The 13,538-nt window shown below is 30.0% G+C and carries 13 protein-coding genes; 4 read left to right on the top strand and 9 right to left on the bottom strand.

Going from position 1 to position 13,538, the window contains the following annotated elements:
• Positions 1–6: 6 nt before the first annotated feature.
• The 4 genes from P161_RS0100940 to P161_RS0100925 form a co-directional block, all read right to left on the bottom strand.
• A complete protein-coding gene (locus P161_RS0100940) occupies positions 7–894 on the bottom strand; it encodes a dienelactone hydrolase family protein (RefSeq protein WP_036841127.1) in 888 nt (295 codons plus the stop codon).
• 66 nt (positions 895–960) lie between these two features.
• The gene (locus tag P161_RS0100935; protein ID WP_026775227.1) at positions 961–1,521 is read right to left on the bottom strand and encodes a hypothetical protein; all 561 of its coding nucleotides are present in this window, start codon (positions 1,519–1,521) and stop codon (positions 961–963) included.
• 71 nt (positions 1,522–1,592) lie between these two features.
• Positions 1,593–2,132, bottom strand: a complete 540-nt coding sequence (locus tag P161_RS0100930; RefSeq protein ID WP_026775226.1) for a sigma-70 family RNA polymerase sigma factor — start codon at positions 2,130–2,132, stop codon at positions 1,593–1,595.
• Positions 2,133–2,513: 381 nt separating this feature from the next.
• On the bottom strand, positions 2,514–2,957 hold the full coding sequence (locus tag P161_RS0100925; RefSeq protein ID WP_026775225.1) for an FKBP-type peptidyl-prolyl cis-trans isomerase: 444 nt from the start codon (positions 2,955–2,957) through the stop codon (positions 2,514–2,516).
• Positions 2,958–3,083: 126 nt separating this feature from the next.
• On the opposite strand from P161_RS0100925, the gene P161_RS0100920 reads away from it, so the two are divergent.
• From P161_RS0100920 to P161_RS0100905, 3 genes are all read left to right on the top strand, one after another.
• On the top strand, positions 3,084–3,587 hold the full coding sequence (locus P161_RS0100920; RefSeq protein ID WP_026775224.1) for a GbsR/MarR family transcriptional regulator: 504 nt from the start codon (positions 3,084–3,086) through the stop codon (positions 3,585–3,587).
• A gap of 422 nt (positions 3,588–4,009) precedes the next feature.
• Positions 4,010–4,354: a hypothetical protein gene (locus P161_RS0100910; protein WP_026775222.1), complete on the top strand. Its 345-nt coding sequence runs from the start codon at positions 4,010–4,012 to the stop codon at positions 4,352–4,354.
• Positions 4,355–4,356: 2 nt separating this feature from the next.
• Entirely contained in the window at positions 4,357–4,737 is a 381-nt protein-coding gene (locus tag P161_RS0100905; RefSeq protein ID WP_026775221.1) for a hypothetical protein, read from the top strand.
• A gap of 73 nt (positions 4,738–4,810) precedes the next feature.
• Here the strand turns inward: P161_RS0100905 and P161_RS0100900 are convergent, their stop codons facing one another.
• The 3 genes from P161_RS0100900 to P161_RS0100885 all read right to left on the bottom strand — a co-directional run bounded on the left by P161_RS0100900 (position 4,811) and on the right by P161_RS0100885 (position 11,356).
• On the bottom strand, positions 4,811–6,409 hold the full coding sequence (locus P161_RS0100900) for a carboxypeptidase-like regulatory domain-containing protein (protein ID WP_026775220.1): 1,599 nt from the start codon (positions 6,407–6,409) through the stop codon (positions 4,811–4,813).
• 527 nt (positions 6,410–6,936) lie between these two features.
• Positions 6,937–10,464 carry a methylmalonyl-CoA mutase family protein gene (locus P161_RS0100890; protein ID WP_026775219.1) on the bottom strand — a complete coding sequence of 1,176 codons (3,528 nt, stop codon included), beginning with the start codon at positions 10,462–10,464 and terminating at the stop codon, positions 6,937–6,939.
• A gap of 109 nt (positions 10,465–10,573) precedes the next feature.
• Positions 10,574–11,356 (bottom strand): M15 family metallopeptidase, encoded by a 783-nt coding sequence (locus tag P161_RS0100885; RefSeq protein ID WP_231494685.1) that lies wholly within the window; start codon positions 11,354–11,356, stop codon positions 10,574–10,576.
• A gap of 519 nt (positions 11,357–11,875) precedes the next feature.
• Here P161_RS0100885 and P161_RS0100875 point away from each other — a divergent pair.
• Positions 11,876–12,427, top strand: coding sequence for a DUF4136 domain-containing protein (locus P161_RS0100875; protein WP_026775216.1), 552 nt, complete (start codon positions 11,876–11,878; stop codon positions 12,425–12,427).
• A gap of 71 nt (positions 12,428–12,498) precedes the next feature.
• Here P161_RS0100875 and P161_RS0100865 read toward each other — a convergent pair whose 3' ends face one another.
• Positions 12,499–12,786: a hypothetical protein gene (locus tag P161_RS0100865; protein WP_026775215.1), complete on the bottom strand. Its 288-nt coding sequence runs from the start codon at positions 12,784–12,786 to the stop codon at positions 12,499–12,501.
• A gap of 123 nt (positions 12,787–12,909) precedes the next feature.
• The gene (locus P161_RS0100860) at positions 12,910–13,536 is read right to left on the bottom strand and encodes a response regulator transcription factor (protein ID WP_026775214.1); all 627 of its coding nucleotides are present in this window, start codon (positions 13,534–13,536) and stop codon (positions 12,910–12,912) included.
• Positions 13,537–13,538 lie beyond the last annotated feature (2 nt).

Below are 13,538 nucleotides of genomic sequence, written 5' to 3'. Positions count from 1 at the left end.
TTATTTTTATGCTTTTAAATGTGTATTAAAAAAAGCAATGGTTCTTTCCCAAGATAAATCTGCTGCTTCTTTATCAAATCTTGGTGTGGTGTTGTTGTGAAAACCATGATTTACATTTGGGTAAAAATGCGCTGTATGTGCTATATCATTTTCTTTTAAAACGGTTTCAAACGCTTGCCAACCTTCGTTTACTCTTTTGTCTAATTCACCATATTGCAATAACAAAGGTGCTTTAATTTTTACTGCATCTTCGCTTTCTGGTTGTCTACCATAATAAGGAACTGCTGCTCCTAATTCAGGAATTCTAACAGCCATCATATTCGAAATCCATCCACCAAAACAAAAACCAACAACACCAACTTTACCTGTACAATCTTTATGATTTTTTAAGTGATGATAAGCAGCAATAAAATCTTCTAACATTTCTTGCTGATTTCTTTTTCTTTGCATCGATCTTCCTTCATCATCATTCCCAGGATAACCACCTAAAGGCGATAATGCATCAGGAGCCAACGTAATAAAACCCTCTAAAGCTGCTCTTCTGCCAACATCTTCTATATACGGATTTAATCCGCGGTTTTCATGAACCACAATAATGCCTGGTAATTTCTTTTTTGCGTCTTTTGGAATGGAAAGTAACCCTTTTATTTCGCCTCCACCTTTTGGGGAAGCATAGGTAATAAACTCTGAATTTAATCGTGGATCATTGGCATCCACTAAAATAGAATCGATATAATTGGGTGAAATAAAACTTAATAAGGCTGGTAAGGTAATGGCACCAACTGCGTATAAAGAGAGTTTTTGCAAAAACTCTTTTCGGTCCATTTTGTTGTGAGCGTAATCGTCATATAAATCAAATACTTCTTGACTAATATCTTCTTTTTTGAGTTCCATCTTGTTGAAATTTAGATTTTCAACCAAGATAGTTAAAATAATAAAGCGAAGTAAGATTTACAGGATTCACAAATTGATAATCAATTTTGTATCATTTTTAGATTGCCAATATTGATTCACTAATTTTAACGGCAACAAACATGCTATCATAAAAGCTAGATACATAATTTTACTTTGCCCGAAAAAGCTGTGGATTACTGTATATAAAAGTCCCATAAAAACAAAAACTATTAAAAATTGAAACACTACTTTTTGTTTCGCTTTTTTAAAAAGAATACGATTGTTTTCTTTAAAATCGATTGATTTGGAAACGTAACGTTGCAAGTTGCTAAAAAAGCGAATAAATAATTCGTTAAACGCAAAAGGTGTAATGTGGGCATTCCCCTCATTCACATATTTTATGGTAATAGCGTTTTCTGTAAGTTGAATATTCACCTGCGATTCCCAGTGCAAAGGATTGAACTTCCAACCACTTAAAAAGGAAAATTTTTTAAAGAAAATAAAGTTGTTTTCATCTTGTTCTTCATATTGAAAGTTATAAAACTCAAAATAGTTTTTGATTTTCAATTTAGTGTTGGCAAGATTATGCTCATTTTTAAATCGAAAGGTTTTCTTATAATGTTCCATATGCCTGTTTTTAGTAAAATTAACACATTAATTTTACAATTAAAAATAGCTTAAAAAGATATGTCCCCTTTTTATTTGCACACTTTACAATCTTCTTTTTCTTGAATTTCGCCAACCAAATTGCCTTCATCATTCAGTACAAAACCACAACAATCCATAAAACCTTGTGCAATTAATTTTCGTGCACGCTGAATTTGAGATTTTGTAGTCGATACACTTTGTTGTAATTGTTGGGCAACTTCTTGCTGTTTCAACCCTTTTATATCAGATAAAAATAAAGGATTTCTGTATTTTTTAGGCAAGTTTTTTAAGATGCCTTTTAAGCAATCTTCTTCTGTATGAGAATTTTCTAAAGGAAGTGTTTCTGTCTCAAAATTAGCAATTTCGAACGTGTTCTTTTTAGCTTTCCAATAATCTAAAATAGCATTTCTGGCAATTGTAAAACACCAAGATTTTAGTTTTGTAATGTCTTTTAAAGTATGCAGTTTTGTATGAATTTTAATAAAAGTATCCTGCAAAATATCATCTGCAATCGTATTATCTTTTACTTTGCTGATAATAAATCGTTTTAAATCATCAGAATAGGAAGTCCAAACCTGCTTTGTAGTCATAAGTATTTTCTTAAAAATACGCAAAACTGAACTTGATTCAGTTGCTATTTTAAACTTGTCTTTGCGAGGACGTTAGGACGAAGCAATCTGTTTATTAATTATAACTAATTTAAGTTGATGATAAATGTAAATAGTTATCAATAACTTACAGATTGCTTCGTGCCTCGCAAAGACGTTTAATTTAATAAATACCTTTAACAATTACAATTTGCACAGGTACAACTTGTGCAAGTACATTGTTTACAATCGTTGTTAATACAAGGTGCACAGCCACAAGTACAGTTATTTTGATTTTTCATTTTATTTGTTTTTAATGTTCAATTAATAGACGTTATATACTTTAAAAAGATGCAAAAAATGAACACTTTTTTTAAAAGTAGCTTAATTAATGCTGATTAAATTAATATCGAACACAATAACATCTCCAGGAGCAATGCTTCTTGAACCTCTGTTGCCATAACCCAATCTCGATGGTAAAATAAAAGTACCAGAACCTCCTATTTTTAAAATGGTAACTGCCTCTGCAAAACCTGGCACTACTTGGTTTACGTTAAAAGTAGCCTTGCTAGAGGAATCAAAAGTAGTTCCGTCTAAAAAATAACCTTTGTAGCCTAAAGTTACATTAGAGTTAAAAATGGGCGACTCTCCATTTCCTTCCTCATTAATAACATAATACAACCCAGAAAGTGTTTTTTGAGCGTTTATATTATTGGCAGCTAAATACGCTTGAATGTCTGCTTCATTCTGTGCTGTATAATCGATTATTTCATCGTCTGAACAAGAAAAACCAACAGCAATAATAAATAATAAAAGTATTTTTTTCATGAATATTTGTGTTTTTGCAAAGATAATTGAACTATATATTTTTGGGGTTATGTAGTGGGTTAAAATTTGGGTTATTTTATTTTCAATAATTATTGAAAGTTTAGAAATATATTGTATATTTGTATCATGGAATTACAAGAAGCGAAGTTAAAATATATACATACTTGGGGTAGTTTAGCCACAAATTGGGGTATTAACAAAACAATGGCTCAAGTACATGCTTTGTTGTTAGTTTCTACAAAACCATTATCTGCAGAAGATATTATGGAAACCTTACAGATTTCTAGAGGTAATGTTAATATGAATGTAAGGGCTTTAATTGATTGGGGAATCGTTCAAAAAGAATTCGTTGTAGGCGAACGAAAAGAGTTTTTTATCGCCATAAAAGATATTTGGGAGTTGTTCAAACAAATTGCTAAAGAGCGCAAGAAAAGAGAAATAGAACCTGTTATAAAAGTATTAAACGAGTTACAAGATATAAAAGACGATTCTGAAGAAGGGCAGGAGTTTAAAAAGGTTTTGGCAGATTTATCTAAAGTTACAACAACTGTTAATAATATTTTAGAAAAGTCTATTAAAGCAGATGAGCATTGGCTATTGAGCAACTTTACTAGAATGGTTAAAAAGTAAAAAAATTTGAACATAAACTTTCAATAATTTCTGAAAGTTTTAAAAATAAAAATCATGAAAACAAATATTTCAATAATTACTTGGGTAAACAGAATTTTAATGATTCCTTTTTTAATTTCTCTATTAATATCAATAGTGGATTCAACCTACCTTTTCTATTCAATGTACATTGCTTTTTTATTAGGTTGCTTTCAGGTTTTATCTTCATTAATGACACTTTTTTATCATAAGAAAATAAAGAATTTTAAGCTCATATTGATTTATGTTTTCTCAGTTGTATTATATTTTTTTTGTGTTTTCTTATTTTTTGAATTTGAAAGACATGTTTCAATTAAAGAAACAATTTATATTATTTTTTGGATTGTTCCAATTCCGTTTTCACTTTTCTGGACACATATTTTAGAATCTATAAATAATGAATTATGATCCAAATTACATATATATTCTACTTAATATTATCAAGTTTGATTGTAATTTATGTTGGAAACTTTTGTTATCAAAATGGCAAAATTTACATCTTAAATTATTTTCCAGATGATCTAAATTTCGGAAACGGAATTAATAAATTATTAAGAATTGCTTATTATTTATTAAACTTAGGTTTGGCAATTTGGAGTTTACATTCTATGAACGATATTCAAACTCCAACAAAAATGATTTTAGAAATTACAGGAAGATTGAGCTTTATTTTATTAATCATTGGCTTACTTCATTTTATCAATATTTACACAGTTTATTTAATTCACAAACACGTTAAAAATCAATAATTATGAACATTTCATTAGAGTTAATTGCGTACATCATTTATTTACCAATTGCAATCGGTTTAACAACATTTGTTTCTCAACACTTATTTAAAAACAGTAAAATATTTATGTTGGATATTTTTAATCAGAAAACAGAAATTGCAATGGCAACCAACAAATTATTTAAAATAGGTTTTTACCTCTTAAACATTGGTTTTGCTTTAAGAATCATAGAGATTTATGATTTAATTGGTTATAAAGATATGGTTGAGGTTTTAAGCAGTAAAATTGGAGGATTTTCTATTTATTTAGGAATTGTAATGATTGCTTTTATTTTGCTCTTTTTAAAAGGTAGAAAAGCTAGTAAACAGAATAATATGAGGATTCAAAGAGAAAATTTATAGAATTCAAAACCTCACAGGTTTTTAAAACCTGTGAGGTTTATTTTCGATATTTTAAATTACTAATAAAATGTATCTATTCCTTCTCCTTCTTTAATGGCGAATTCAGCCAATAATTCTCCTCTAATTGCAAAGGTGTAATTGTAGCTTTAAACAACGGTTCTCTTTTATTGATAAAGTTTTTTTGAAGAGGTAATGCTTTTTGTTCAAATACTTCTTGCACAAAAAACTCCCTATATTGGTTCATTTTTATGCTTGTTCTTTGATCAATTTCAAAACCATTTATATCCTTAATGTTTGTAATATCAAACGTAAAAAAATTACGGTAATTAGGGTTTTTACTTTCTTCATCAAAATTTATTTCTGCTATAGATTCTTTATCAATAGCGATGCTAAATACGCTATTACTGGTATCAAAAGCACTTACATTCATAATTTTTAGTTTGCTACCCTTATAATAAATCTTAAAATTTCTACGCAAAGGTTCTAAAGAATTTATATCAACGGTTCTATTAAAATAAATTTTGAAAGCGTTTTTGTTTACATCGAACAACGCTTTATCAATCTTAAAATAATTACCATTTTTGGCTTCAAAAAAGTTGTTAAAAGTAATGTAGTTCAAGTACATTTTGTTGTTCTTTTCAGCATACTCTATTGTAACCGCATATTGTGGACTTTTATTTTTGATGTAATATAAATTGTAATTTAGTTGATGAATGGCAAAGTTATCTTTAGCAATATAAAGGGTGCCTTTTGCTGCGTAATCAAAACTAGTTCTGTCTTTTCTTGAGGTAAAAGAAATGGTATATAAAATGGTATCGTCTAAAAAAACATCCTTTTCTATTTCAAAATAATGATTGTCGATAAAGTTTTTATTGAGCGTATTTACAAACGAAAACGACATTTTATTGTAATTTCTAATCGCATTTGTAAGGTTTAAAATGTTTAACTCATTCCCACCTAAAGGACTAATATAAACACTTTCCGAATATTTATTTCTCTTATTATCATAGGGAATCGTTAACGTAGAATCTTGAATAAAATTCGAGTTTACCCTATATTCATATAATAAAGATTGATTTTTTTTACTGTTTAGCTTATCAGAATCAAAACCATGATCAAAAGATTCTATAATAGCTTCATGAACATTTACGTATTCAATAGGCGTTTCAGATTTTATCATCTTTTGATACATAGCATCAACAGGTTGCTGATAATCTCGATAATAACCAATATAAGAATGTGCATCATTAGGATAATTATCCTGAACAGAATTGATTGCATTTCTTACAATTTCTCTCGCAAACAAAGCTCTTTTTTTCTTTTTGGTTCTTTTTATTACTACTTCACCCAAAGCATTGTTGGCAGTTTCTAAATAGATGACTGTTGTATTTTTTTTAACTACCGATGCTAATTTTATCTCTTTAGAAAGATAACCAATGGAAGATATTTTAATGATACCATTGGCTATATAAGAAGCAGGAATCTCAAAGAAACCATTAAAATCGGCATGCGTTCCTCTGTTGATGTTTGCTAACATTACAGTTGCATAAACAACGGGTTCTTTGGATGCTTTATCAACAACTTTAAACCGAACTTTCGAAGAGGTTTCTTGCCCAATTAAATTTGTGACACTAACAAAAAGGAATACAATAAGTAAAAATGTCTTTTTCAAGGAGGTTTTAATTTGCCTCAAAAATATTGAATTAATATTTAAAACAATATCTAAAAGAAGTATACAAAAAGACCTCACAAGTTTTTAAACCTGAGAGGTCTTATTTATATGATTATACTTGATTTACCCAAACTTGGCTATGTTGTCTATGTTTCTATGTGGTCAAAAATTATAGTAAATATATTTTTTGAATATCAACTAAAAGATCCCGCTAAAAATCAGCATGAGTAATTCACTCAAACATGGCTATGTTATCTATGTCTCTATGTGGTCAAAAATTAGAATTAATATATTTTAGATTTTCAACAAACAGATCCCGCTAAAAAGCGAGATAAGCGATTCTCTGTAGATACCTCCTTTCGTCGGCATAAGCAATTCACACAAACATGGCTATGTTATCTATGTCTCTATGTGGTCAAAAATTAGAACTAATAAATATATTTTTAGATTTTCAACAAACAGATCCCGCTAAAAAGCGGGATAAGCGATTCACACAATATTGCCAAAAGGCAATATTGGTTCTCTGCTTACATATTCCTCCTATATTGCCCACCAACTTTAAACAACGCTTCCGTAATTTGCCCTAAAGAACAAACTTTGGTTGCTTCCATCAACTTTTCAAATAAATTCTCATTTTGAATCGCAGCTTCTTGCAAAATTGCAATCTGTTCCACAACTTTATTCGGATTTGCCTTGTTCAACAATTCTTTTGTTTGAATCTGGAATTGCTTTTCTTCTTCTGATGCTCTGATTATTTCTGCTGGTTGCACAGTAGGCGATCCTTTAGAACTCAAAAACGTATTTACACCAATAATTGGGAATTCCCCATTATGTTTTAGTGTTTCATAATACATACTTTCTTCCTGAATTTTAGAACGCTGATACATGGTTTCCATCGCTCCTAAAACACCACCTCTTTCTGTAATTCTATCAAACTCATCCAACACAGCTTTTTCTACCAAGTCTGTTAACTCCTCGATAATAAAAGCACCTTGAATAGGGTTTTCATTTTTAGTCAACCCTAACTCTTTGTTGATAATCAATTGAATTGCCATCGCTCTTCTTACAGATTCTTCAGTAGGCGTTGTAATGGCTTCATCATAGGCATTTGTATGTAATGAATTACAATTATCGTTAATAGCATACAAAGCTTGCAGCGTAGTTCTAATATCGTTAAAGTCGATTTCTTGCGCATGTAAAGAACGCCCAGAAGTCTGTATATGATACTTTAACATTTGCGCTCTCGAGTTGGCTCCGTATTTATTTTTCATGGCTTTTGCCCAAATTTTACGAGCAACTCTACCAATTACAGAATATTCAGGATCAATTCCGTTTGAAAAGAAAAACGATAAGTTCGGACCAAATTTATTAATGTCCATTCCTCTCGATAAATAGTACTCAACATACGTAAATCCGTTTGATAATGTCAATGCCAATTGAGTAATAGGATTGGCACCAGCTTCTGCAATATGATACCCTGAAATAGAAACCGAATAAAAGTTACGAACTTGTTTTTCGATAAAATATTCTTGCACATCACCCATTAAACGCAACGCAAATTCGGTAGAAAAAATACAGGTATTTTGTGCTTGATCTTCTTTTAAAATATCTGCTTGTACAGTTCCTCTAACTTGCGCTAACGTGTCTTTCTTTATTTGTTGATACACATCTTCAGGTAAAACTAAATCTCCAGTTAAACCTAACAACATCAACCCTAAACCATTGTTTCCTTCAGGTAATTTACCTTGATAAACAGGTCTATTTAAACCTTTAGATTCATAAATTTCGTTAAACTTCGCTTCAACATCTTTTTCAAGATTATTTTCTTTGATGTATTTCTCACAATTCTGATCAATAGCAGCATTCATAAAGAAGCCTAACAACATAGGTGCTGGGCCATTAATCGTCATAGAAACAGAAGTCATATGATGACTTAAATCAAAACCAGAATACAATTTTTTAGCATCATCTAAACAACAAATAGAAACACCTGCATTTCCAATTTTACCATAAATATCAGGTCTGTGTCCAGGGTCATTTCCATATAAAGTTACAGAATCAAAAGCGGTTGATAAACGTTTTGCATCCATTCCTAAACTCACATAATGAAAACGTCTGTTGGTTCTTTCTGGGCCTCCTTCACCAGCAAACATTCTTGTTGGGTCTTCTCCAGTTCTTTTAAACGGATATAAACCTGCTGTAAATGGGAATTCTCCAGGAACATTTTCTTGCAAGTTCCAACGTAACAAATCTCCCCAAGCTTGGTATTTTGGTAAGGCTATTTTTGGAATTTGAGAATGAGACAGCGATTCAGAATGTGTTTCAATCTTAATTTCCTTATCACGAACTTTAAACGTATAAATTGGGTCTTTATATTTTTGAACTTTTTCAGACCAGTTTAAAATGATTTCCCAATTGAATGGGTTTAAATTCATTTTTACTTTTTCGAATTGCGCCAATAAAAGTTTTACAAAATCTTTTTCGTCTTCTTTAATTTGATTTATAATAACATCTTCATCTAAACCAGTTTTAATAAGTTCTGCAGAAGAATTTGTAATCGATTCTATCGTTTGATGAATTCCATATAATTTTTGAGCAACCAAAACTTGTTCATCAACTGTGTCATCATAACTTCTATTGCTTTCTGCAATTTCGGATAAATAACGAACTCTTGCTGGTGGAATTACAAAGATCTTTTCAGACATTTCTTTGGTGATTTCCATGGTAGATTTTAAATCTGCGTTTGTTTTTTCAACCAATTTATCCATAATACTTTTGTACAAAGTATTCATTCCTGGATCATTAAATTGAGAAGCAATTGTACCAAAAACAGGCATGTCATCCATATGAACATCCCACAAATTATTGTTACGCATATATTGCTTTTTTACATCTCTTACAGCATCTAAAGCACCTCTTTTATCAAACTTATTAATGGCAACCAAATCAGCAAAATCCAGCATGTCAATTTTTTCTAATTGAGTTGCTGCACCAAATTCAGGTGTCATTACATATAAAGAAGTATCAGAATGTTCTATGATTTCTGTATCAGATTGTCCAATACCAGAAGTTTCTAAAATAATTAAATCGAATTCAGCTGCTTTTAAAACTTGAACAGCCTCATTTACGTATTTAGATAAAGCTAAATTAGATTGACGCGTTGCTAAAGAACGCATATAAACTCGTTCGTTATTAATAGCATTCATTCTAATTCTATCTCCTAAAAGAGCCCCACCCGTTTTTCTTTTTGAAGGATCAACAGAAATTAAACCAACAGTTTTTTCAGGAAAATCAATTAAAAAACGTCTTACTAATTCATCAACTAAAGAAGATTTTCCAGAACCACCAGTTCCAGTAATTCCGAGAACAGGAGCCCCATCTAACTTCCCCAAAGGGGAAGAACTATCACTGTTGTGATTAAAAATTTTATTAAAATCTTCGTGGTTATTTTCTGCTAAAGAAATTAATCTAGCAATTGTATTCACATTTTTATTTTTAAGGTTTTCTAAAACCTTATCATTTCCTAATGATAACAACCAATCTCCATCCTCATTACAAACTTTTCTAGTATCTTTTGAGTCAGATTGGAGCTCCTTCCCTTTGGGAAGGTTGGGATGGGCTTCTTCGCTTTTTTGGACCAAATCATTTATCATACCTTGTAAACCCATGGCTCTTCCATCATCTGGAGCATAAATTCTGGTAATACCATAATCCATCAATTCTTTGATTTCTTCTGGTAAAATTACACCTCCACCACCACCAAAAATTTTGATGTGACCTGCACCTTTTTCTTTCAATAAATCAAACATGTATTTGAAATATTCCATGTGTCCCCCTTGATAAGAAGTAATTGCAATGGCATTCACGTCTTCTTGGATGGCACAATTCACTACTTCTTCTACAGATCTGTCATGGCCTAAATGAATTACTTCAACTCCTGTAGATTGGATGATTCTACGCATAATATTTATGGCAGCATCATGCCCATCAAAAAGAGCTGCAGCAGTTACGATTCTTACTTTATGTTTCGGTTTATAAGGTGCACTTTGTTCCATTCGTAATAAATGTTATATTTTAGAGTTGCAATTTACGATAATCTTAAAAATTATGAATGACGATTAACAAATTCTTAATACTTATTTTATAAAGAAGTGTTGATATTTTTTATTTATTCAGTTCTACACTAATACCATTCACATAATTTTTAATGATGTCAATTTCTTTAGCAAAGTCAGCACCTTCAAAATCATTTATATCCTGATATGTAATTTGTTGATTATAAAAATCTAAATAAAGTTTAGAAAGTGGTAAATAAGACCAATGCCATTTTTCTTCATTGTAACCAGTTCTTCCATTTTCTTTGGATGTATAAGGTTGATAAAAACCAAATTTAGCTGCGTTTTCAAGCAACCAATTGTATTCATTTAAACCTTTTCCAGAAGAGAAATAAGTATTATTTAAACTATTTAAATCAATATCTGTTCCCCAATGATGTCTTGATGATGAGGGCATAGAACTATATTCTAAGATTTTTAAAGCTCTTTTTGGCATTGGAATATTTTTATATTTTTCGTTCCATTTGTAGTTCCAAATTCTCTTTTGATGTTCGAAATTTCGAGTTCCAGAAATAATAGTGAGGTGGATGTTTTCTTTTTGAGCAGCCATTTCCATTTTTAGGAAAGCTTCTAAAACTTCTTTGCGAACATATATTTTTTTGTTTGATAAATTTTCTGGAACCAACATAAAATCATCATTTTGAGTATAATCAAATTTCCCTAAAACATATTCTTTGGTAATGTAATCAGGAAAACTAGGAACTGTGTCTTTATTCTGAACAGCAATAGTATCTTTAACTTCGATATTCTTTTGCTGTTTTTTACAGTTTGCAAAACATCCGAAGCAAAAAATAAGAAGTGTAAGTTTTATAGATAGTTTAAAAAAGCCCAAGGTTTTCTTATTTTTAAATAGTTTAATTTATTTTCATTTTGATACGCTTCTCGTTCAAAACTTATGTTCAAATAAGCACTATGTTTCGATTTATATATTAGCAATTTTAGAAACCATTCTACTCCATAAAAAATATAAAAGAAGAGGAGAAACATTTCTTTTTGCTGTTGTAGGTGAATTTTTTCGTGCTGTATTAAGACTAAACCAGTTTTTAAATTTTTATCATTTAAAACTATAAAAGGAAATATTGTAATACCTAAAAAACCTTTTGGAACTATATATTTCGAAATAAAAATCATAGAAATACCAGCAATTAAATAATAGTCGAAAATAGCTATATTTGTACTATTCTCAAAATAAAACGGGTTCTATATATCCTTTAACTCTAAAATACTTATTTAGTAGGTTTTTGGCATGTTTATTGTTGCATTTTATGTGGTTGCCAGTGATTTTTGTAAATTATTTTTCGACCAAATTCTATTAAAACTTACGCTTTAAAAACTTTTAAAATTTAACTATATGAAATACTCTAAATTAATAATTGTAGTCTTTGCTTTGGTATTATCTTCTTGTAGTGCTATTAAAGTAACTACAGATTACGACACGCAAGTAGATTTTAGCAGATTAAAAACATTTGCATTTTACAAACCTGGAATAGACAAAGCAGATATTTCTGATTTAGATAAAAAACGTGTTTTAAGAGCTATTGAAAGAGAGCTTTTAGCACAAGGTTTTACGAAATCAGAAAACCCTGCAATGCTGGTGAGCTTTTTTACAAAGTCTAGAGAACGTGTAAACGTAAATCAAAATAACATGGGCTTTGGTTGGGGCTGGGGCTGGGGTTGGAATCCTTGGATGATGAATGGAATGAACAATAATATTAACGTTTCTCAGTTTACAGAAGGTACGTTATTTATCGATTTTATTGATAAGGAAAAAAAGGAATTAGTTTGGCAAGGAATTGGAACTGGTGCTTTAAAAATAGAAAACAGAGAAAAGAAAGAAGAAAGAATTAATCTTTTTGTAAAAGAAATTATTTCTAGATTTCCTCCAGGAAATGAAAAGAAGTAAGCTTAAAAAATATCAAATAAAAAAACTCCGAAATGTAAATTTCGGAGTTTTTGCTTTTAAAGGAACTTTACTTAGTGTTTAAAGTTCTTGTATTTTGGTCCCATTAATTTAGATCTTTTAGAAGTTTCAATAGTTACTACTTCAGAATCCTCTTTTTTGTTTTCCCAAATTTTATGGTTTTTAAATTCGTAGCTTTTTAAGTTGCTTTTTGTACTATTTATTGTAATCACTGTGTTTTGTGAAACGTACTTGCTAACTTTAGCGTTTTTTACTTCAAAACTTTTTAATGCATCCTTTTTTTGAGCAAATGAAGAGGAAGCAATAAATATAAATCCGAATACTAATAGTATGTTTTTCATGATAAATGTATTTTAGTTTCGCTAATTATTATTAATTAACTACTACAAAAATACAACCAGAAACAGGTTTTTGTGCTTATAAGAAATTTGGTATTTTGCATCCGTATTTATACGGATATATGATTAGAGGAGGTTATTTTCTGTGGCTTTTTTAATAAGTGAAGCAGTGTTTTTAACTTCTAATTTTTTAAGGATATTCGCTCTATGAGTTTCAACAGTTCTTGTGCTGATAAATAATTTAGAGGCAATATCTTTTGTGGTAAGTCCTTTGCCAATTAAAATTAAAATTTCAGATTCTTTATTCGATAGTTTTTTAATACTTGTATGCTGAGTTGACATAAAATTAATCATTTTCTCGGAAATAGCCTGATTAAAATATTTTTTCCCTTTTGCTACAATTCTTATGGCTTTTAATAATTCGAATTCGTCTGTGTTCTTTAATAAATAACTGTAAGCGCCATTTTTTGCACATTTTGCAATGTAGTTTCCATCATCAAACATAGAAACCATAATTGGTTTTATAGTGCTTTTATTTTTTGTTAATGCATCTAAAACTTCAAAACCATCAACTATTGGCATTGTAATATCTAACAAAACAATATCTATTGCTGGTTTTTTAGCAATAAAATCTAAAAACTCTTTTCCATTAGATAGTTCTGCAACAACCTCTATGTCCTCTTGTTTTTTTAGCAATTCAGAGAGTCCAACTCTAAAAAGTTCATGGTCGTCAGTGATTACAATTTTAATCATCA

The sequence above is a fragment of the Polaribacter sp. Hel_I_88 genome, from assembly GCF_000687935.1.
Lineage (GTDB): Bacteria > Bacteroidota > Bacteroidia > Flavobacteriales > Flavobacteriaceae > Polaribacter.
This window is presented reverse-complemented; position numbering and strand designations above follow the sequence as displayed.

Coding starts and splice junctions, on each gene's coding strand:
- P161_RS0100890 (WP_026775219.1), bottom strand. CDS start 10,464: ATGGAACAAAGTGCACCTTATAAACCGAAACATAAAGTAAGAATCGTA.
- P161_RS0100925 (WP_026775225.1), bottom strand. CDS start 2,957: ATGAAAAAAATACTTTTATTATTTATTATTGCTGTTGGTTTTTCTTGT.
- P161_RS0100920 (WP_026775224.1), top strand. CDS start 3,084: ATGGAATTACAAGAAGCGAAGTTAAAATATATACATACTTGGGGTAGT.
- P161_RS0100875 (WP_026775216.1), top strand. CDS start 11,876: ATGAAATACTCTAAATTAATAATTGTAGTCTTTGCTTTGGTATTATCT.
- P161_RS0100930 (WP_026775226.1), bottom strand. CDS start 2,132: ATGACTACAAAGCAGGTTTGGACTTCCTATTCTGATGATTTAAAACGA.
- P161_RS0100865 (WP_026775215.1), bottom strand. CDS start 12,786: ATGAAAAACATACTATTAGTATTCGGATTTATATTTATTGCTTCCTCT.
- P161_RS0100910 (WP_026775222.1), top strand. CDS start 4,010: ATGATCCAAATTACATATATATTCTACTTAATATTATCAAGTTTGATT.
- P161_RS0100935 (WP_026775227.1), bottom strand. CDS start 1,521: ATGGAACATTATAAGAAAACCTTTCGATTTAAAAATGAGCATAATCTT.
- P161_RS0100905 (WP_026775221.1), top strand. CDS start 4,357: ATGAACATTTCATTAGAGTTAATTGCGTACATCATTTATTTACCAATT.
- P161_RS0100940 (WP_036841127.1), bottom strand. CDS start 894: ATGGAACTCAAAAAAGAAGATATTAGTCAAGAAGTATTTGATTTATAT.
- P161_RS0100860 (WP_026775214.1), bottom strand. CDS start 13,536: ATGATTAAAATTGTAATCACTGACGACCATGAACTTTTTAGAGTTGGA.